The organism is Micromonospora sp. DT201 (genome assembly GCF_049841575.1).
Classification (GTDB): Bacteria; Actinomycetota; Actinomycetes; order Mycobacteriales; family Micromonosporaceae; genus Micromonospora.
In genome coordinates, this window is the sequence record NZ_JBNCKP010000013.1 from 87,828 (window position 1) to 104,816 (window position 16,989).

Annotated in this window: 24 protein-coding genes; 11 read left to right on the forward strand and 13 right to left on the reverse strand. The window is 70.9% G+C overall.

Annotated features, from left to right (window positions below; genetic code table 11):
- Positions 1-44: 44 nt before the first annotated feature.
- The 5 genes from ACLQ28_RS20910 to ACLQ28_RS20930 form a co-directional block, all read right to left on the reverse strand.
- Positions 45-470: an Hsp20/alpha crystallin family protein gene (locus tag ACLQ28_RS20910; RefSeq protein WP_425687957.1), complete on the reverse strand. Its 426-nt coding sequence runs from the start codon at positions 468-470 to the stop codon at positions 45-47.
- Positions 471-572: 102 nt separating this feature from the next.
- Positions 573-1,067 (reverse strand): GNAT family N-acetyltransferase, encoded by a 495-nt coding sequence (locus ACLQ28_RS20915; protein WP_425687958.1) that lies wholly within the window; start codon positions 1,065-1,067, stop codon positions 573-575.
- Between the two features lie 42 nt (positions 1,068-1,109).
- Complete coding sequence (locus ACLQ28_RS20920; protein WP_425687959.1) at positions 1,110-1,523, reverse strand: DUF6069 family protein; 414 nt, start codon at positions 1,521-1,523, stop codon at positions 1,110-1,112.
- Positions 1,524-1,599: 76 nt separating this feature from the next.
- Positions 1,600-2,076, reverse strand: coding sequence for a MarR family winged helix-turn-helix transcriptional regulator (locus tag ACLQ28_RS20925; protein WP_425687960.1), 477 nt, complete (start codon positions 2,074-2,076; stop codon positions 1,600-1,602).
- Between the two features lie 52 nt (positions 2,077-2,128).
- Complete coding sequence (locus ACLQ28_RS20930) at positions 2,129-2,644, reverse strand: DUF2087 domain-containing protein (protein WP_425687961.1); 516 nt, start codon at positions 2,642-2,644, stop codon at positions 2,129-2,131.
- Positions 2,645-2,753: 109 nt separating this feature from the next.
- On the opposite strand from ACLQ28_RS20930, the gene ACLQ28_RS20935 reads away from it, so the two are divergent.
- Complete coding sequence (locus ACLQ28_RS20935; RefSeq protein ID WP_425687962.1) at positions 2,754-3,371, forward strand: GrpB family protein; 618 nt, start codon at positions 2,754-2,756, stop codon at positions 3,369-3,371.
- A 24-nt stretch (positions 3,372-3,395) separates the two neighbouring features.
- Here ACLQ28_RS20935 and ACLQ28_RS20940 read toward each other — a convergent pair whose 3' ends face one another.
- Positions 3,396-3,911, reverse strand: a complete 516-nt coding sequence (locus ACLQ28_RS20940; RefSeq protein ID WP_425687963.1) for a MarR family winged helix-turn-helix transcriptional regulator — start codon at positions 3,909-3,911, stop codon at positions 3,396-3,398.
- Between the two features lie 69 nt (positions 3,912-3,980).
- On the opposite strand from ACLQ28_RS20940, the gene ACLQ28_RS20945 reads away from it, so the two are divergent.
- Positions 3,981-5,213, forward strand: coding sequence for an MFS transporter (locus tag ACLQ28_RS20945; RefSeq protein WP_425687964.1), 1,233 nt, complete (start codon positions 3,981-3,983; stop codon positions 5,211-5,213).
- Between the two features lie 17 nt (positions 5,214-5,230).
- Here ACLQ28_RS20945 and ACLQ28_RS20950 read toward each other — a convergent pair whose 3' ends face one another.
- Together ACLQ28_RS20950 and ACLQ28_RS20955 are read right to left on the reverse strand one after the other, a co-directional pair.
- Positions 5,231-5,422: a DUF397 domain-containing protein gene (locus tag ACLQ28_RS20950; RefSeq protein WP_425687965.1), complete on the reverse strand. Its 192-nt coding sequence runs from the start codon at positions 5,420-5,422 to the stop codon at positions 5,231-5,233.
- Positions 5,413-6,180: a DUF5753 domain-containing protein gene (locus ACLQ28_RS20955; protein WP_425687966.1), complete on the reverse strand. Its 768-nt coding sequence runs from the start codon at positions 6,178-6,180 to the stop codon at positions 5,413-5,415. The genes ACLQ28_RS20950 and ACLQ28_RS20955 overlap by 10 nt, the downstream gene beginning before the upstream one ends.
- On the opposite strand from ACLQ28_RS20955, the gene ACLQ28_RS20960 reads away from it, so the two are divergent.
- From ACLQ28_RS20960 to ACLQ28_RS20975, 4 genes are all read left to right on the forward strand, one after another.
- Positions 6,103-6,627: a hypothetical protein gene (locus ACLQ28_RS20960; RefSeq protein ID WP_425688073.1), complete on the forward strand. Its 525-nt coding sequence runs from the start codon at positions 6,103-6,105 to the stop codon at positions 6,625-6,627. The two genes, ACLQ28_RS20955 and ACLQ28_RS20960, sit on opposite strands and share 78 nt — an antisense overlap.
- A gap of 82 nt (positions 6,628-6,709) precedes the next feature.
- Entirely contained in the window at positions 6,710-7,285 is a 576-nt protein-coding gene (locus ACLQ28_RS20965) for a GNAT family N-acetyltransferase (protein ID WP_425687967.1), read from the forward strand.
- Between the two features lie 79 nt (positions 7,286-7,364).
- Positions 7,365-8,111, forward strand: a complete 747-nt coding sequence (locus ACLQ28_RS20970) for a hypothetical protein (protein ID WP_425687968.1) — start codon at positions 7,365-7,367, stop codon at positions 8,109-8,111.
- On the forward strand, positions 8,108-8,269 hold the full coding sequence (locus tag ACLQ28_RS20975; RefSeq protein WP_425687969.1) for a hypothetical protein: 162 nt from the start codon (positions 8,108-8,110) through the stop codon (positions 8,267-8,269). The genes ACLQ28_RS20970 and ACLQ28_RS20975 overlap by 4 nt, the downstream gene beginning before the upstream one ends.
- Here ACLQ28_RS20975 and ACLQ28_RS20980 read toward each other — a convergent pair.
- Genes ACLQ28_RS20980 through ACLQ28_RS20990 form a run of 3 tightly spaced genes read right to left on the reverse strand, consistent with a single transcriptional unit; the run spans position 8,266 to position 10,434 of the window.
- Positions 8,266-8,871: a GNAT family N-acetyltransferase gene (locus ACLQ28_RS20980; protein ID WP_425687970.1), complete on the reverse strand. Its 606-nt coding sequence runs from the start codon at positions 8,869-8,871 to the stop codon at positions 8,266-8,268. The genes ACLQ28_RS20975 and ACLQ28_RS20980 overlap by 4 nt on opposite strands.
- A gap of 22 nt (positions 8,872-8,893) precedes the next feature.
- Positions 8,894-9,400 (reverse strand): DUF664 domain-containing protein, encoded by a 507-nt coding sequence (locus ACLQ28_RS20985; protein WP_425687971.1) that lies wholly within the window; start codon positions 9,398-9,400, stop codon positions 8,894-8,896.
- Complete coding sequence (locus tag ACLQ28_RS20990; protein ID WP_425687972.1) at positions 9,397-10,434, reverse strand: aldo/keto reductase; 1,038 nt, start codon at positions 10,432-10,434, stop codon at positions 9,397-9,399. Before ACLQ28_RS20990 ends, ACLQ28_RS20985 begins: the two co-directional genes overlap by 4 nt.
- Positions 10,435-10,556: 122 nt before the next feature.
- Between ACLQ28_RS20990 and ACLQ28_RS20995 the strand changes: the two genes are divergently transcribed.
- Positions 10,557-12,110, forward strand: coding sequence for an ArnT family glycosyltransferase (locus ACLQ28_RS20995; RefSeq protein WP_425687973.1), 1,554 nt, complete (start codon positions 10,557-10,559; stop codon positions 12,108-12,110).
- 33 nt (positions 12,111-12,143) lie between these two features.
- Here the strand turns inward: ACLQ28_RS20995 and ACLQ28_RS21000 are convergent, their stop codons facing one another.
- Positions 12,144-13,673, reverse strand: a complete 1,530-nt coding sequence (locus ACLQ28_RS21000; RefSeq protein WP_425687974.1) for a GMC family oxidoreductase — start codon at positions 13,671-13,673, stop codon at positions 12,144-12,146.
- A 79-nt stretch (positions 13,674-13,752) separates the two neighbouring features.
- On the opposite strand from ACLQ28_RS21000, the gene ACLQ28_RS21005 reads away from it, so the two are divergent.
- Together ACLQ28_RS21005 and ACLQ28_RS21010 are read left to right on the forward strand one after the other, a co-directional pair.
- Positions 13,753-14,148, forward strand: coding sequence for a VOC family protein (locus ACLQ28_RS21005; protein WP_425687975.1), 396 nt, complete (start codon positions 13,753-13,755; stop codon positions 14,146-14,148).
- A gap of 216 nt (positions 14,149-14,364) precedes the next feature.
- Positions 14,365-14,943: a nucleotidyltransferase family protein gene (locus tag ACLQ28_RS21010; protein WP_425687976.1), complete on the forward strand. Its 579-nt coding sequence runs from the start codon at positions 14,365-14,367 to the stop codon at positions 14,941-14,943.
- A 221-nt stretch (positions 14,944-15,164) separates the two neighbouring features.
- Here the strand turns inward: ACLQ28_RS21010 and ACLQ28_RS21015 are convergent, their stop codons facing one another.
- Positions 15,165-15,656, reverse strand: coding sequence for a MarR family winged helix-turn-helix transcriptional regulator (locus tag ACLQ28_RS21015; RefSeq protein ID WP_425687977.1), 492 nt, complete (start codon positions 15,654-15,656; stop codon positions 15,165-15,167).
- Positions 15,657-15,804: 148 nt separating this feature from the next.
- Between ACLQ28_RS21015 and ACLQ28_RS21020 the strand changes: the two genes are divergently transcribed.
- Positions 15,805-16,356, forward strand: coding sequence for a TetR/AcrR family transcriptional regulator (locus ACLQ28_RS21020; RefSeq protein ID WP_425687978.1), 552 nt, complete (start codon positions 15,805-15,807; stop codon positions 16,354-16,356).
- Between the two features lie 10 nt (positions 16,357-16,366).
- The gene (locus tag ACLQ28_RS21025) at positions 16,367-16,837 is read left to right on the forward strand and encodes a hypothetical protein (RefSeq protein WP_425687979.1); all 471 of its coding nucleotides are present in this window, start codon (positions 16,367-16,369) and stop codon (positions 16,835-16,837) included.
- Positions 16,838-16,989 lie beyond the last annotated feature (152 nt).

Consider the following 16,989-nt stretch of genomic DNA (forward strand, 5'->3'; position numbering starts at 1 on the left):
GCGCGCCGATCCCACCCGTCTCCGTGTCGATCAGGCGATCGTGATCAGGCGTTGATCTGCCTCCGGCCGTTGCCGTTGGCCGTGATGGTCACACGGCGGGGCTTGGCACGCTCGGCAACCGGGATGCGCAACGTCAGCACCCCGTGCTCGTAGCCCGCCTCCAGCTTGTCGGCGTCCAGTGTGTCGCCTAGGAACAGCCGCCGGGTGAAGGTGCCCATCGGGCGTTCGGCGGCCACCAGCTCGACGCCATCGCCGACGGGCCGGCGACGCTCGGCGCGGACGGTGAGCACGTTGCGCTCGACGGTGCAGTCGATGCTGTCCGGATCAACGCCGGGCAGGTCGAACGCCGCGTAGAAGTGGTCGCCGTCGCGGTAGGCGTCCAGGTGCATCATCGCGGGACGGGCTGCCGTACCGAAGAACTGCTCGGTGAGCCGGTCGATCTCGCGGAACGGGTCGGTACGCATCAACATGGCTATGCCTCCTCGGTTCTCCTGGCCGAAGGTGATGGGTTGAGCCTGGCCGGCTCAACTTCCTCTACTTATTTAGCGCGTCTTCGGGCCCGCGTCAACCGCTCAGCGCAGCCGCTTCTCGAACCAGTGTTCGGCGTACGGGCCCTGCGAGTACGCCGGGATCTCGACGTAGCCGTGCCGTGCGTACAGGGCGCGGGCCTCGACCAGGTCGTTGCGGGTGTCGAGGCGGATCCGGTCCGCCCCGGCCGCCCGGGCCTGTTCCTCGACGGCGGCCAGTAGCGCGGCGCCCCCACCGGCACCACGATGAACGGGGCGGACGAACACCCGGGTCAGCTCGGCCCAGCCTGGCTGCCAGCGCAGCCCGGCGCAGCCGGCCAGGTCAGCGCCGTGGTGGGCGAGCAGCAGCAGCCCGCTCGGGTCGGTCAGGTCGTTGCTGGGCAACTCGGCCAGCGCCTCGTCGACCTCGCCGGGCAGGGCCGGCCGGCGGTGGTAACGAACCACCATCTCGGTCATGTACTCGCGCAACAGTTGCACCGCGTCGGGGTGGTCGGGCCGAGCTTTGCTGGTCGACCAGGTTGGTCGGACGGTGGTGGTCACCTGTTGATCATCACCGCCCGGTCAACGGCTTTATCCATTCGGTCAGCGGCGACGGGCCGGCAGCAGGGCGATCAGCACGACCGCCACGGCCACGTGCGTCGCGCCGAGGGCCAGCTTGGCGCCGCCGGTGGCCTCGGTGCCGATCAGCGGGGCGAAGGACAGCAACGTCACCAGGACGGCCAGCGATATCCAGACAGGACGGGCGAACCGCTTGGCAAACCGCTCCAGCAGGGCCAACGCCGCCCAGCCGAGCACGGCGGCGCCCAGGGCGACCATGACGATCGCGCCGGCCCCGATGACCCTGGCGGGCTGACCCGGGCTCTCGACGGTGTAGTCGACTCCGGCCAGCGCGCCGACCGTCCAGATGGCCAGGCAGGCCACGACGGCGGCGGCGACGCCGAGGGAGCGGCGGCGCAGCAATGGGGTAGTGGGGGTCGCAACGGCGGTAGCACTCATGACGGCTCCTCGTTCAGGGGAAACGAACGAGTACGACCGTAACAGATAGTCTTGTTCGGAACTATCTCAATCGGGATCAGCAGCCGGATCGATTGCCAGGCGCGTACGGGGAGGTGTTGGCCAACGGGCCGCTCAACAGCGCCAGGAGGGCACGAAGGAACGCCTCCCGGTCCTGCTCGGGCAGGGTCGCGAGGAGGTCGTCCTGGATGCGGCGGACCACCTGCTGCGCCCGCCGCAGGACTTGCTCCCCCGCCGGGGTCACCGCGACCATCCGGGCCCGCCGATCCGTCGGTACGGGGCGACGCTCGGCCAGCCCGGCCCGCTCCAACTGGTCGAGCGTGACGACCATCGTGGTCTTGTCCACGCCGCATCGCTCGCCGATCTCCCGCTGGGTCAGATCGCCGGCGCGGGCCTGGGCCAGCACATAGTGCGCCCGCGGTGAAATGCCCAGCTCGGCCAGCCCTGCGGCGTGCTCGGTCTGCAACGCGTGACTCGCCCAGGAGAGCAGGAACAACAGGTCCGGTGGGCCGTCGGCGGGCGGGCAGGAGGTCATGCGCCGAGGCTAGCAAGATGCTCCGCGACCAGACGATTGGCGCAGCGGACGATCAGGTCCGCTGGTAGATGCCCTGCTCGCGGGTGAGTAGTCGCTCGTCGATCAGGAACCGGCGCAGCGTGGCGTGATCCGACGCGCCCGAGGCGCACCACGGCTTGAGGGCGTCGTCGACGGCTCGCTCCGGATAGCGCGTCCCCGGCTCGAACGACCGCTCCGCGATGTGCGCGAGGAGCAACCGCCGCCGGCTCCGCTGCGCCGGCAGGCCTACCAGGACGCCTGCGCGCAGGAAGGTCCGCAGCACCGGATCGGCGGCGGGTTCGGCATCTTCCGCCGGGCGGCTGTCGCGGGCGGCCGCCCGGAGCGACGCCTCGTCGGCCGCGAGCGCGCCGTCCGCACCGGTGACGAGGCCCGCGTCGGTGAGGCGGCGGACCCCGGTGAGCACGACCCGCGCCGGCAGGCCGGTCCGTTCGGCGACTTCCGCCGCGCTGGCCGCCCCCAGCACGATCGCCGCGAAGATTCGTCGCCGTCCGCCGTCGGCCAGGGCCCCGGCCAGAGCATCCACAGTCACGCCGGTCACTCTTCCATCAGCGGTACGCGGGCCGCCAGGCGATTTTCGGGTGTGCGGGCATTCGTGAGGTGTGGCCGATCTTCCCAACCGCTGCGCTAAGTTGCTGCACATGATCGTTCCCGCTTCTGTCGCCTCGACGTTCATCGCTGCGTATGACCCAGCTTGGCAGCAGCAGGGAGCGACTCTCGTCCGCGAGTTGCAGGCTGCGTTGGGACCGGGGGCGCGGCGGGTGGATCACATCGGCAGCACCTCGATCCCCGGCATGGCAGCCAAGCCGGTGTTCGACCTGCAGGTCAGCGTCGCCGACCTCGACGCTGCCGCAGCCGCGTTCGATAAACCACTGGTCGCCCTCGGATTCCGCCGACGACCGTACGAGCAGGACCACGTACCGGCCGGTTGTGACGACCCACCGCACCGGTGGGTCAAGCGGTACTGGAACAAGCGGAGCCCCGGTGAGCAGCACGTCAACCTGCATTGCCGGGTCGCGGGCTCCCCGAATGAGCGGCTCGCCCTGCTGTTCCGGGACTGGTTCCGGGCGCACCCGCAGACAGTGCCGGCGTATGCACGGTTCAAGGGAGCTCTGGCCGCCGCCGTCGGCGAGGTGGACGTCTACACGGATGTCAAAGACCCGGTGGTCGACCTCGTCGTGACCATCGCGGAGGAATGGGCCGCCGCCACCGGCTGGTCCCCGAGCTGCCTTGACCGTGGCGGATTGGCTGCCGGTTAGCTGGCTCGCACCGCATCCGTGCGCTCAGTCCCCCTTCGGTACGCCCGTCGGCTCTTCGGCGACGAGCAGCACGCGGCGCAGCAGGTCGGAGAGCTGTCGCCGCTCGGTCGGGGTGAGCGCGCCGAGAAGCCTGTGCTCCTCCGCGCCCTGGATCTCCATCGCCCCGCGCCACGCCGCGTCACCCTCGTCGGTCAGCTCGACGTCCACCCGACGACGGTCGACTGTCGACGGAATCCGACGCACGAAACCCCGCCGCAGCAGGGCGTCCACGCGTGCGGTGATCGAGGCGGGGGCCATTGCGAGGTCCGCGGCGAGGTCCGAGGGGGCCGCCCGTCCGCGTCGGCCGGCCAGGGCGTGCAGGGTGTCGTACTCGTGGGCCGGCAGATCGAGTTCGACCAGGACCCGTTCCTTGACCGTACGCAGGTGCCGGGTCAGCTTGATCATCCTGGTCACCGCGCCTTCGACGTCCGCGTCGAGGTCGGGCACCACGGGTAGCCAACGCTCGATGTGCCGGTCGACGGCATCCGGAGTGGCGGTCACGGTTCGAGCTTATCTCAGTGGCAAAATATTCGTTGACGAAATGTTTGACACCGAAGTATGTTGCCGGTCATGGCTCACCCTCTGCGCACCCGCCCCTTCCGGTTGCTGTTCCTGGGTCGCACCGTCTCCGCCCTCGGTGATGCGGTGGTGCCCGCCGCGTTGGCCCTCGCCGTGCTGCGCGCCACCGGCTCCACCAGCGCGCTGGCCGTCGTCCTCGCCGCGGCGATGATCCCCCGATTGCTGCTGCTGCCACTGGGTGGTGTCGTCGCCGACCGGTTCGATGCCCGCCGGGTCGCGCTGCTGGCCGACCTGGTCCGCTGCGCGACTCAGCTCGCGGTCGGCGTGGAGTTGCTCGGCAGTGACCCGTCGCTGACCACCGTCGTCGTGGCGTCCGCGCTCGGTGGCACCGCGTCGGCGTTCGCCATGCCGACCGCGTCCCCGCTGGTCGCCGGCACCGTCGAGGCGGCCGACCGGCAGCGGGCCAACGCCCTGATGGGGATCACCGCCAACACCAGCCGCCTCGCCGGGCCGGCGCTGGCCGGCGCACTGATCTGGGCCGCCGGGCCCGGCTGGGCGTTCATCCTGGACGGCGCGTCGTTCGCGCTCAGCGCCGCGCTGCTCGCGCTGGTACGGGTCCGCCACGTGCCGGTCCCGCGCCGCTCCGTCCTCGCCGACCTACGGCACGGCTTCGGGGAGGTCCGCGCCCGTGACTGGTTCTGGACCAGCTTGCTCGGGCATGGTGTGTGGAACGGTGCTGCCGCCGTGCTGATGACCCTGGGGCCGGCCGTCGCCATCGATCGACTCGGCGGCGAGGCGACGTGGGTGCTGTTGTTGCAGGCTGGCGCGATCGGGATGCTCACCGGGTCGCTGCTGGCCGGTCGGGTCCGGCTGCACCGGCCGGTGCTGCTGGCCAACCTCGGGTTGGCCAGCTACGCCGCGCCGCTGGTCCTGCTCGCCGTCGCCGCGCCCGCCCCCGCGGTGATCGCCGCCTACGCGGTGGCGCTGACCTTCCTCGGTTACCTCAACCCGGTCTGGGAGACCGTCGTACAGCACCACTTCCCGCCGGAGGTGCTGGCCCGCGTCACCTCGTACGACTGGCTGGTGTCGCTGGGCGCCATGCCGTTGGGGTACGCGCTGGCGCCGCTGGCCGCCGACGCGTTCGGCGCACCCGTGCCGCTGGCAGTCGCCGGGCTGCTGGTCCTCGCCTCCTGTGCGGGCACCGCGCTCGTCCCCGGCGTACGCCGTCTCACCTGGCCGGCGGCCCCGGCACCGCAACCGGCCGAACCCGCTGGCGTGCGCTGATCAGACCGGGTCGTCGGTCAGTTGGTGTCCCGCGTCATCGCGACGAAGCCACGCCATGACTCCGGGCTGAAGGTGAGCGTGCCGCCGTCGCGGTCTTTCGTGTCACGAACAAGCACCAGGCCCGGGAGGTTGTCGGCAACCTCGACACAGTTGCCACCGTTGCCGCCGCTCTTGGTGCTCTTACGCCACCGCGCACCGGTCATGTCCATGATGCTGCCGCTTCCCTGAGAAGTTGCAAGGAACGCCCTCGGGGCAGTGCCTCTCCGCGAATACGCTCCCACCGTCGTTCCAGGCTAACAAGGTCCGATGCCTGGTCGAGGATCTGCGCCTGCGCTGGGCTGTCGCCGTGCGCGACCCGCGACCCGTCCGGCATGTCCGCGATGGTGAAGGGTCCGTCGAGCCCGGGGTAGCTGGGCGCGTCCGCCGGGACGATGTGGAGCTGAACGCTGCCCATCTCGGCGTGCCCGAGCAGGCGCGCGAGTTGCATCGCCATCAACGCGCGGTCGTCGCCGACGCGCCGCCTGAGCACTGCCTCGTCCAGGACGGCGATCAGCAGCGGTCCCTTCTCCCGGCTGATTATCGCCTGCCGGCTGATTCGAGCTTCGGCGAACTCGGCGACCGCGTCCGGTGTCAGCACCCCACCCGCCAGGGTCGCCCGCGCGTACGCCTCCGTCTGCAGCAGTCCGGGTACCCACGCCAACTCGAACGACCGCAGCGTCACCGCCTCGCGTTCAAGGTCGACCCACGGCCGGAACCACACAGGTTCGCGGCGGCGGACGACGTCCGGCCAAAGTGCGTCGGAGTCTTTTGCCAGAAGCTCTGCGACGGTCGAACGGTGTCGGCTCTGTGGAATGTGCCCCGGGTTTGCCCACCGGGCGACGGTCTTCGGGTGCACACCGATCTGGCCGGCGAGGCTTTCGGCGGTGTGACCAGCCGCGGCGAGCGCTGCGACGAAGGCGTGATTCATGCCGACCCTCCCCTGGGACAAACCAACCGTCCGAAGGAGATTACACAACGCTGTGTGATTGTCCGGCAACCCTTGGCAAGGTGTTCCGTAGACGGCGCGGCCGGCAGGATCCCGAACCCGGCGGACGCGTTCGTAGCGGGGCCGCCTCGACGGGCGAGCACTCACGGGGCGGCCCTTCCCAATGCCATCCAGGGAGAATCCATGCCCGAACGACCGAAGCACTCCCCACTGCGGCCGTCGTGGCGGTGCCCGGTTTGCGGCATCCTGTGGCCGTGTTCGGCGGCGAAGCTGCGCCTCCTCGGCGAGTACCGCGAGGATCGGCCGGGCCTGTTGATGCACCTGGCGAAGGTTCAGGAGACGGCCACAGCCGATCTCACCAAGCTCAACCCAGGGGTTGCACTTCCCGACCTGACCGCGCGTTTCGTCAGCTGGGCTGAACCCCGCTGAGCCCCTCGGCCCGCCGCCAGGCCCTCGCCGGTGCCGTGGACCGGCACGTGCTGCCCGGCGACGAGGCGATAGGTTCCCCGCCATGACTGAACTAGGGTCCGTCGCCTGGCCACCTGCCCCGATCAAGACCGAGCGGCTCGTGCTCCGGGAGCCCGAGGCCCGGGACCGCCCGGCGATCATCGAGCTGTTCGCCTCGCCGGAGGTGGGCACCTACATCGGTGGCGCTCAGGCGCGTGATGAGCTCGAACGCACGGCGCCTGAGATACCCAGGCGGCGCCCCGGTCTTTTCGTGATCGAGCTCGACGGGGCGATGATCGGCACCATCGAGCTCAACCGGCGCGACGCGTCGCGCCGGAGTCCTGCCCATCCGGATACCGGGGAGGCCGAACTCGGCTACCTGCTCCTGCCCGAGGCATGGGGACGCGGGTACGCCGCCGAGGCCTGCGTGGCGGTGCTCGGCTGGTTCAACAGCGAGCTTCCCGGCGAGCGGGTGGTGCTCTGCACCCAGACCGCCAACAACCGCTCCATGCGCCTCGCGGCGAAGCTGGGGTTCACCGAGGTGCAACGGTTCGAGGCGTGGGGCGCCGAACAGTGGATGGGCGTGTGGTCCCCGGTCGCGGCGCCCGCATTATTCACACGCACACCGACGCTTGGATGACTACCGTCAGCCACAGGCTGGTCGGTGAACGGCACCGCGTGCAGCTCACCTGAGCTCTCACCGGTGGAGGAGCTTCGACATGTCGGGCGCAGCGGTAGGCGCTGAACCGTTGCGTCCCACCCGGCTGCTGCGCCGCAACCGATCCTTCCGCACCCTCTTCTCGGCACGGGTTGTGTCGTACGCCGGCGATTCACTCGGCCTTGTCGCGCTCATGTTCCACGTCGCCGAGACGACAGGCCAGGCGCTGGCAATCTCCCTCCTGTTGCTTGTCGGAGATTTCGCTCCATCCCTGTTGGGTCCCTTTACGGGTGCCCTCACCGATCGGCTCAATCTCCGGCGGCTGATGGTCGTCTGCGAACTCGTCCAAGCCGTGGTCCTGCTGGTCATCGTGCTGGCCCTGCCTCCGCTGCCGGTGCTGCTGATCTCGGGCTTCGCTGTCAGCAGCGTCGGCAATCTGTTGACCGGGTTCGCCTGGGCCGTCGCCGCCGCGATCGCTCTGCAGGCCGTCCGCGGGCTGGGGTTGGCCGCCATGGACGTCGCCTCCAACACCCTGCTGCAACGTACGGTTCCAGCGGGCATGCTCGGCCGGGTCTTCGGCAACCTGTACGGCGCAATCGGGGTCGCCGCCGCGACGTCCTACATCGCAGGGGGCCTACTGCTGGACGCAACCTCGGCCCCAGTGACCCTGATAGTCGCGGGCGTCGGCGGCCTGGTGGCCACCGGCATCGTCGCGCTGCGGTTGCCACCGGCGATGCGACGCGCCGACGAGGATGGCGCGACGCCGACGCAGTCCGGGCCGGCCATCGAGTCTACGAGGGTGCCTTGATCGACAACCTGCCAAACTCCGACGTGGCGGCCTACCGGCGAAGCATGGAGTTCCTCGCCGGCCTCGACGTGTCCGTCGTCCATCCCGGCCACGGGCAGAGCTTCGACAGGACACGCCTTCGCGAGTTGGCCGAGACCTACCTGCGTAGGAACGCTTAGGTCGAGTCGGGTGAGCAGAGCGGGCCGTCGGTGCGCAGCCGTGCGTGCAGGTGCATGTCGTGCCAGCCGTCGGCGTGGCGAACCGACCCGCGGAGCACGCCCTCCACGGTGAAGCCGGCCCGTGTGGCCACCTGGCACGACGCCGTGTTGGCGGTCGAGTGCTCCAGGGCCAGCCGGTGCAACCCGGCCCGTGTGAAGCTCCACCGGGTCAGTGTTGCCAACGCGTCGGTGGCGATCCCCCGACCGCGCGCGGCGGGCAACACCCAGTACGACACCTGCGCCGACGCCTCAGCCAGCAGCACGCCCCGCAAACCCACCTGACCGACCGGGCGGTCGTCGGCGTCGACGACCGCCCAACTGGCGGCCGTCTCGTCGCGCCAGCGGCCCGCCCACTGCGCCGTCCACGCCCGCGCCTCGTCGTCGCCGTCGAGGCGGCGGACGTGCCACCGCTGGATCGCCGGACAGTCGAAGGCGACCCGGACGGCCGAGGCGTCGTCGTCGCGCCACGCCCGCAGCGCCAGCCCGGGGCGTACCGGGAGGTGGGGTTGCTCTTGGGCACCGAGGCTCCCGGCGGGCAGGGCGGGCGCGACGAGCAGCGGCATACGCCCAAGCTATCGCGGCTGCCTACTCTCCGGTCGGGCCACCGGCGAGTTCGCTGACCACGTCGAGATGGCCGAGGTGGCGGGCGTACTCCTGGACCAGGTGGAACAGCACCCGCTCCAGCGACGCCGGGTCGGCGCCGTTCCAGCGCGGGCCCGGCGCGCCGATCTCCGCCAGGTCGTGCGCCGTCACCACTTCGGTGGTGTGCACACCCTGAGCCTGCAGCGCCGCCACCAGGTCCGCGCGGGTTTCGTCGGGGGCGACGTACCAGCGGTCCTCGTGACGGTCGCCCCACGGCTCGGCGACGTCCCGGCCCTCGAAACCCCACTCGATCCAGCGCAGCTCGACGTGGCGCAGATGTTTGAGCAGCTCCAACGGGGTCCACCCCGACGGCAGCCGACTGTGCCGTAGCTCCGGCTCGGCCAACGCCGACACCCTGGCCACCGTGGACTCGCGGAAATAGTCCAGGTAACGGAGGAAGACCTCGGTGCGGCTGCCGGCGGGATGGGTGGGCGAGGGGAACACGGTCATTGTCCGGGAGTGGTCGGCAGGTTGCGGGCCCGCTGTTGCACACCCGCGACGCCGTACGGGTAGTCACCCACGAGCGGGGCGCTCGCCTCGTCCAGCAGCCGCATCTGCTCGGCGTCGAGGACCAGGTCGGCGGCGGTCAGGTTGTCGTCGAGCTGCTCGGTGGTGCGCGCACCGAGGATCACCGAGGTGACCGCCGGTCGGGCCGCCAACCAGGCCAACGCCACCGCCGACATGGACGCGCCACGGTCGTCGGCGACCTGACGGACCGCGTCGAGCACCCGCCAGGTGCGCTCCTCGGCGTTGCGACCCTCGTACGCTTCGACGCCGCGCTGCGGGTTCTCGCCCAGCCGGGTCGCCCCGGTGGGCATGCTGTCGCGCTGGTACTTGCCGGTCAGCCAGCCTCCGCCCAGCGGCGACCACGGCAGGATGCCGATGCCCTCGTTCTCGCAGACCGGCACCAGCTCGAACTCGATCTCCCGAGCCAGCAGGTTGTACTGCGGTTGCAGGGTCACGATCGGGGTGAGGTTGAGGTGCTGGGTGAGCAGTGCGGCCTTCTGCAACTGCCAACCGGTGAAGTTGCTGACCCCCGCGTAGCGGATCTTGCCCGCGCTCACCGCGTCGTCGAAGAACCGCAGCGTCTCCGGCAGTGGGGTCAGCGGATCCCAGGCGTGCGCCTGGTACAGGTCGATGGCCTCGACGCCGAGCCGCCGCAGGCTGGCGTCCAAGGCGCGGCTGAGGTGCACCCGGGACAGGCCGGCGTCGTTCGCCCCCGGGCCCATCGGGAACCGCCCCTTGGTGGCGATCACCAGCCGGTCACGAACGTCGGGCCGCGTCCGCAGCCAGCGGCCGACGATGTCCTCCGAGACACCGCGGGAGTAGACGTCAGCGGTGTCGATGAAGGTGCCGCCGGCCTCGACGAACCGGTCCAGTTGGGCAAAGCTGCCGGCCTCGTCGGTCTCCGCGCCGAAGGTCATCGTGCCTAGACACAGGGTCGACACCACAGTGCCGGTGCTGCCCAGAGTGCGATAGCGCATATCGTCCTTTCCGTCCAAATGACTAAGCCGATCTTCGCACCCAGCAGGGCCACCTGCACATGGAGGCCGCCGGAGCGCGGCACGGGCACCCGCACGGCCACCTCGCGGGTCATCATGAGCGGGTGAGTGAGCCCGCGATCGACATCGACCGACCTCACCCGCCGACCCAGTCGCCACCGCCGGGGCGGCCACCCGAGCCCGGCACGCACACGCGCGGCCCGTGGCTGGTCGCCGCAGCGACCAGCGTGACGCTGCTGCTCCTCGCCGGTCGTTACGGCTATCACCGCGACGAGTTGTATTTCGTGCTCGCCGGTCGACACCTCGACTGGGGCTACGTCGATCAGGGCCCGCTGGTCCCGGCGCTGGCCCGGCTGCTCGACACGATCGCGCCGGGCAACCTGGTGGTGCTGCGAACCCCGTCGGCTCTGCTGGCCGGTGGCGCGGTGCTGCTGGTCGCCGCCATCGCCCGCGAGTTGGGTGCGGGCCGGGGCGCGCAAACCGTGGCCGCGGTGCTCGCCGCCCTGTCCGGCATCGTGCTCGCCGGCGGGCACCTGCTCAGCACCACCACTGTCGATCTGCTGGTCTGGCTGGTCGCGGCGTGGTGCGCGGTGCGGTTGCTGCGCACCGGTGACAGCCGCTGGGCCCTGGGCATCGGGCTGGCGCTCGGTGTGGGCATGCTCAGCAAGGTGCTGCCGGCGCTGCTGGCCGTGGGCCTGATCGCCGGGGTGCTCATCGCCGGCCCACGTCGGCTGCTACGTGACCGGTGGGTGCTCGTCGGCGCCGGGATCGCCGTGCTGCTGGCCGCACCGAACCTGATCTGGCAGGCGGCGCACGGCTTCCCGCAGCTCGGCGTGGCGGCCTCCATCTCCGACGGCGACAGCTCCTACAGCGGCCGCCTCGACGCGTTCACCCTCCAGCTCGTCATCATCAGCCCGTACGCCGTACCGATCTGGATCGCCGGCCTCGTCGCGCTGCTGCGCCGAGGCGAGTGGCGGGCCTACCGGGCGGTGGGCTGGGCCTGGTTGGTCGTGGTCGGTGTCGTGCTGATCGCGGGCGGCAAGGGCTACTACGACGCGCCGCTGCTGCTGGTCCTGACCGCCGCTGGCGTGGTGGTCACCGTCGCGTGGGCGTCGCGCGGGTCGGTCCGGTTGCGGCGGGGGTTGCTCGCGCTGGGCACGGTGCCGTTCCTCCTGCCCAACATAGTGCTGCTGCTGCCGGTGCTGCCGGCCGAGCGGTTGCCGGGGTTCGTGGTCGATGTCAACTACGACGCGGGCGAGACGATCGGCTGGCCGGCGTTCGCCGACTCGGTCGCCGCGGTCCACCGTGGGCTGCCGTCCGAGGAACGCTCCCGGGCGGTCATCCTCACCAGCAACTACGGCGGGGCCGGTGCGCTGGCCCGTTACGGTCCGGCCCGTGGTCTTCCCCGCGCGTACTCCGGGCACAACAGCATGGCCGACTTCGGTCAGCCGCCCGCCAACGCCGACGTGGTCATCGCGGTCGGCTGGGCGCGTTCCGTGCCGCTGAACGCCTGGTTCGACGAGTGCACGCTCGCCGGGCGGGTGGACCAGCGGGTCGAGGTGGACAACGACGAGAACGGCGGCCCGATCCTCGTCTGCCGAGGGCTGCGGCGTCCGTGGGCACAGATCTGGGACACCGAGGTACGCCACACGGGCTGACCCCGCCGCGTCGGTGGCCACTCTGCTGCGCCGCTAGCCCGCGATCAGCTCGGCGCCGCGTTCCCCGATCATGATGCTGGTCAACGCGGCGGGCGCGCGCAGCGGCACCGGAACGATGGACGCGTCCACCACCCGCAGGTTGGCCACGCCGCGCACCCTGCACCGGCCGTCGACGACCGCGCCCGCGTCGTCCGCCGCGCCCATCCGCGCGCCGCCCACCAGGTTCAGCCGGCTGTACGTGGTGGCGCGCAACATGTGGTCGAGCTGCTCGTCGTCACCCACGACGGCGTCGTCGACGAGCGCGAACCGGGCCACCGTCTTGGTGAAGGCGGCCTGGTTGGCGATCTCCCACGCGTGCCGGTACGCGTCGCGCATCCGGGCGAGGTCACCGTCAGCGGAGTAGAACCCGAGGTCGACCACCGGTGGGGCCGTCGTGCCGGCGTCACGTACGCCGATCCGCCCCCGCGACCTCATCGCCATGTCGCCGATCATCACGGTGTTGACCTGGTCGGCTCCGATGATCCGGTCCAGACCCGCGCCCGGGCCACGCGACGTGCTCATGCCGGTGAACAGGCTCAGGTAGAACGCCTGGTCGGCGTCGTGCCCCGGGATAGCGGCGAGCCGCGCGATGAGCTGCGTACGCGGCCAGTCGCCACCCACCGTCTCCGGTTCGGGCACCACCAGGATGATCGCGCCGGGCTGGTCGATCACGTCGGCGCCCACGCCGGGCAGGTCGACAAGTGGCGTGATCCCGGCGGCGCGCAACTCGTCGGCGGGGCCGATGCCCGAGCGCAGCAGCAGCGCCGGGCTGTACGGGGAGCCGGCGCAGAGGATGACCTCCCCGGCGCCGATGGTCTCCCCCGCGACCTGCACGCCCACCGCCCGCCCGTCGGCCAGCAGGACGCGCTCGACCTCGGCGTCGCCCCGGACGACCAGGTTGGACCGGGACCGTGCCGGGTCGAGGTGGGTGAGGGCGGTGGACATTCGCAGCCGGTCGCGGCGGTTCTGCGGATACATGCCGATCCCGACGGCGTCGGGGGCGTTCATGTCCTCCTGATAGTCGTGGCCGAGACCGAGCGTGGCCTGCAGGAAGCCGTCCATCGCCGGTGTCAGCTCACCGCGCGACCAGCGGGTGATCGGGACGGGACCGTCGGCGCCGTGGTGGTCGCGGTCGCCGAACTGCTGGTCGGCCTCCAACCGGCGAAACGCCGGTAGCACCGCCGGCCAGTCCCACTCCGGCAGCCCGTGGCTGCCCCAGGAGACGAAGTCGGCGGCTGGGGCACGCATCGCGCCCCGGTCGTTGATCTGCGTCGAACCGCCGACCACCCGGCCGCGCCGCAGCGGCGCTTCCCGCCCGGCCACCACGGTCGCCCGCAGGTCCCAGTCGAAGCCGTCCTCGGCCTCCACCGAGCCGGTCCGCAGCGCCTCGGGCGCCGCCGCCCCGACCAGGTCGGGACCGGCCTCCAGTAGCAGGACGGAACGGGCCTCGTCCGCGCTCAGCCGGGCCGCCAGCACCGCGCCCGCCGCACCCGCGCCGACGATCACGTAGTCGTAGCGAAGCATGGGCTCAGCGTAGCCATACACAGGACATGCCAGGACGCATCGCATACGCTATCCGCGATTGCTCATTAGACTCTCGTCTATGAGCAAGGGTCCTGAAGTCATCCCCACCCTGCGCTACCGTGATGCGCCGGCAGCCATCCAGTGGCTCGTCGACGTCGTCGGTTTCCGTGCGGACCTGGTCGTCCCCGGCCCGGACGACTCCATCAGTCACGCGCAGCTGACCTGGGGCAACGGCATGGTCATGCTCGGTTCGCAGACGGACGGCAGCGACGGCCGCCTCGTTCTGGACACCGGGCCCGCCGCGACCTATGTGGTGCTCGACGACGTGGCCGCGCACTACGAGCGGGTCGTCGCCGCCGGCGCCGAGGTCGTGCAGAAGCTCCGCGACGAAGACTACGGCGGCCAGGGTTACTCCATCAGAGACACCGAAGGCAACCTGTGGAGCTTCGGCTCGTACCGACCCGGCTCGTCCTGACCGCCGTCGTCTGACCCCGGTCAGTAGTCCAGCGGGCCGGTCGAGGTGCCGGGCGACGGCCGGCAGCGGCTCAACCTGGTCCATCCGCAGCGGGCAGAGCCGTTGCCACACGCACGTCTTGTCCGGTGTCATCCGGCACCTCACCCGAAATGCATGCTCGCCGTCCCGGCCGGGCGGTTCACCCCCGAAGGGCGATTGGCTGGCTACGCTCAGCCCATGGCAACGGCGGGACTGCTCCTCGCGGCCGGCGCAGGCCGCCGGCTCGGCATGCCGAAGGCCCTCCTGCCCTACCGGGGGCGACTCCTGGTCGACCACGCGGCGGCGGTCCTCGCGGATGCCGGCTGCCGACCGGTCGTGGTGGTGCTCGGCGCCCAGGCCGACCGGATCCGCGCCCGGACGCGACTGCCCGGCGTGGTGGTCAACGACGACTGGGCGACCGGCATGGGCTCGTCGCTGCGGGCCGGGCTGTCCGCTCTGACCTCCGGTGCCACCGACGCCACCGTGGTAACGCTCGTCGACATGCCCGGCCTCACCCCCGAGGCGGTACGCCGGGTGGCCCGCGACGCCACCGCCGGGTCCCTCGCCGTGGCCACGTACGGCGACGGTCGGCGGGGGCATCCCGTGCTGCTCGGGCGGGACCACTGGGCCGGCGTCGCCGCGGCCGCGACGGGCGACCGCGGCGCGCGCGACTACCTCCGAGCCCAGGGCGCGGCCGTACGACTGGTCCCCTGCGCCGATGTCGCCGACGACACCGATGTGGATCTGCCGGAACAGGCGGCCCGCCTCCCCGGATAGGGTGAACTCGTGCTCAGCGGTGGCGGGAACGCCAGGCCGCCGCACGGTAGGGGCGCACCACGGCGCTGCTCCTGCGGTTTTCGCGCGGTGGCCGCGGGGGTCGACGATGTCGATGGCCGCGAAGAAGTCCAGCTCGGATTCGCCGACGCGCTGGCAAGCCACTCAGTTCGCCAGCGCGTCGTGCGGGCTGCCGGACCCGTACGCAGCCAAAGGGGCAGAACCTAGGAGCCCCCGTTGTCCCCGACGTTGGCGACCATCCTGCGTAGCACCTTGAGCGCGGCCACGTACTCTTCGTCGCTGATGCCGTTGTGGACCACGGCGCGCAGCTCGGTCACCAACTCGCGCAGCCGTACCCTGGCAGCCTCCCCGGCGTCGGTGAGCTGCAGGCGCTGCCCGGCGTCAATCCGAAGCCAGCCGCGGTGGAGCAGTTGGTCGATGACACGAGTGATCTCGTGCGGCCCGTCCGCGAGGGGTGTCAGCTGGATGACGACCTCCTCGCGGCTCGGCGCCACGGCTCCGCCGTTCACCCGGTTGAGCACCCAGTACTGCGGCTGGGTGACGTCGATCCTGGCCATGGCGTCACGCAGATGCCGGGTGACGGCCGCGTGGGCGAGGCCACTCCAGTATCCGATGGGCTGGGTGGCCAGGGAGTCTTCGGTGGCGGCCGGATTAGCCGGTGCCTGGTCGGTGGTGGTGTCAGTCAGCGATTTCATCATCGTCACGCTATCGGCCTCATCGCACCGCCAGTCCTACGGGACGACACCTCAACGATGCGTGGACGACGGACGAGCCTGCGCATCGCTTGCGCCTCCTACCTAACAACGTTAGATTGATCTAACACCGTTAGGTAGGAGGCGGCGGGTGGCCCAGCAACCCTTGAACCCGACATTGATCGTCGACACGGCCATGCACATCCTGGACCGCGAAGGAGCCGCCGGTCTGTCGATGCGAGCCATCGCGGTCCGGCTCGATGTCAAAGCGGCCTCGCTCTACTACCACGTACGCAACAAGGAGGCCCTGCTCCAGGCGCTCGCCGACCGCGTCGCCCACGAGGTAAACGGCAACACCGACCCCGCCGCCGAGTGGCGGCCCATGCTCACCGCGATGGCCGTGCGTCTGCGCAGCATCCTGCGCACCCACCCCGGCGTCACCGCGGTGGTCGCCACAAAGAACGTCTCACCGGCGGTCGCGCAGCAGATCGCCGACCGCATCGGGCCACCCCTGGCCGGCGCGCTGAACACCACAGTGGGCCGGGCGCTGCTGTTGGCCCAGACCCTCTACGTCCTCGTCGCTGGGCTGGCTCTGGCCGAGTTCGGCGACGTGCCCCATGAGCCTGCCGCCCCCCGCGCGTACTACGACGCGTGGTTCGACCTCGCCGTCGGCACCTTCCTCGACGGCATCGACACCCCCTGAGGAAGCCGCGATGTTCCCTGCCGCCATCACGCTTGTGCTGCTCACCGTCGCCTACTTCGCCGTGACGACCCTCATCAACCTCGCCCCGCTCAACAACGTCACCGCCGCGACCCGCCGCGAGAAGACCATCGAGGTCTCGGTCAACGCGCCCGTCATGACGTTGCCCGCCGTCCTGGTCCTGGTCGCGGCCGCGTTGCACAATCCCGTCGCCGCGTACGCTGCCGCTGGTCTCGAACTGCTCATCGTCCTCGGCGGGCTGGCACTGTGGTGGCTGCCCTACCTGGTCGGGGTGACCGTTCCCTGGGCGACCGCCGGCACCGGCGAGACCTGGGCCCAGTTGCACGCCCGCACCTACGCCAAGACCACCATGGTGCTGCCCCGGATCGGCAACCGCCCTCGGCCCAACCTGGAACACATGATCCTGCACTCGCTCCTGCTCGCGGCCACAGTCGTCACCTTCGCCTACGCCTCGACCATCTGACGTGGTGGCGCCTTGTCAGCTCTAGCGGCTGCCGACGCGCTGGCGGGCTACTCGGCTCGCCAGCGCGTCGTGCGGGCTCACGCCCGCCGGCGTGATGACGACGGGTGTTACCTGCCGTCCGTGCCTTGTTTTGCGCTGATGGACTCCTGATG

What these genes read in the sequence shown, in the direction of transcription:
- ACLQ28_RS20970 (WP_425687968.1), top strand. Translation starts at nt 7,365, where the DNA reads ATGTCGGGCGCAGCGGTAGGCGCTGAACCGTTGCGTCCCACCCGGCTG.
- ACLQ28_RS20950 (WP_425687965.1), bottom strand. Translation starts at nt 5,422, where the DNA reads ATGGACATGACCGGTGCGCGGTGGCGTAAGAGCACCAAGAGCGGCGGC.
- ACLQ28_RS20945 (WP_425687964.1), top strand. Translation starts at nt 3,981, where the DNA reads ATGGCTCACCCTCTGCGCACCCGCCCCTTCCGGTTGCTGTTCCTGGGT.
- ACLQ28_RS21025 (WP_425687979.1), top strand. Translation starts at nt 16,367, where the DNA reads ATGTTCCCTGCCGCCATCACGCTTGTGCTGCTCACCGTCGCCTACTTC.
- ACLQ28_RS20990 (WP_425687972.1), bottom strand. Translation starts at nt 10,434, where the DNA reads ATGCGCTATCGCACTCTGGGCAGCACCGGCACTGTGGTGTCGACCCTG.
- ACLQ28_RS20925 (WP_425687960.1), bottom strand. Translation starts at nt 2,076, where the DNA reads ATGACCTCCTGCCCGCCCGCCGACGGCCCACCGGACCTGTTGTTCCTG.
- ACLQ28_RS20910 (WP_425687957.1), bottom strand. Translation starts at nt 470, where the DNA reads ATGTTGATGCGTACCGACCCGTTCCGCGAGATCGACCGGCTCACCGAG.
- ACLQ28_RS20985 (WP_425687971.1), bottom strand. Translation starts at nt 9,400, where the DNA reads ATGACCGTGTTCCCCTCGCCCACCCATCCCGCCGGCAGCCGCACCGAG.
- ACLQ28_RS20935 (WP_425687962.1), top strand. Translation starts at nt 2,754, where the DNA reads ATGATCGTTCCCGCTTCTGTCGCCTCGACGTTCATCGCTGCGTATGAC.
- ACLQ28_RS20980 (WP_425687970.1), bottom strand. Translation starts at nt 8,871, where the DNA reads ATGCCGCTGCTCGTCGCGCCCGCCCTGCCCGCCGGGAGCCTCGGTGCC.
- ACLQ28_RS21010 (WP_425687976.1), top strand. Translation starts at nt 14,365, where the DNA reads ATGGCAACGGCGGGACTGCTCCTCGCGGCCGGCGCAGGCCGCCGGCTC.
- ACLQ28_RS21015 (WP_425687977.1), bottom strand. Translation starts at nt 15,656, where the DNA reads ATGAAATCGCTGACTGACACCACCACCGACCAGGCACCGGCTAATCCG.
- ACLQ28_RS21000 (WP_425687974.1), bottom strand. Translation starts at nt 13,673, where the DNA reads ATGCTTCGCTACGACTACGTGATCGTCGGCGCGGGTGCGGCGGGCGCG.
- ACLQ28_RS21005 (WP_425687975.1), top strand. Translation starts at nt 13,753, where the DNA reads ATGAGCAAGGGTCCTGAAGTCATCCCCACCCTGCGCTACCGTGATGCG.
- ACLQ28_RS20920 (WP_425687959.1), bottom strand. Translation starts at nt 1,523, where the DNA reads ATGAGTGCTACCGCCGTTGCGACCCCCACTACCCCATTGCTGCGCCGC.
- ACLQ28_RS20955 (WP_425687966.1), bottom strand. Translation starts at nt 6,180, where the DNA reads ATGAATCACGCCTTCGTCGCAGCGCTCGCCGCGGCTGGTCACACCGCC.
- ACLQ28_RS20965 (WP_425687967.1), top strand. Translation starts at nt 6,710, where the DNA reads ATGACTGAACTAGGGTCCGTCGCCTGGCCACCTGCCCCGATCAAGACC.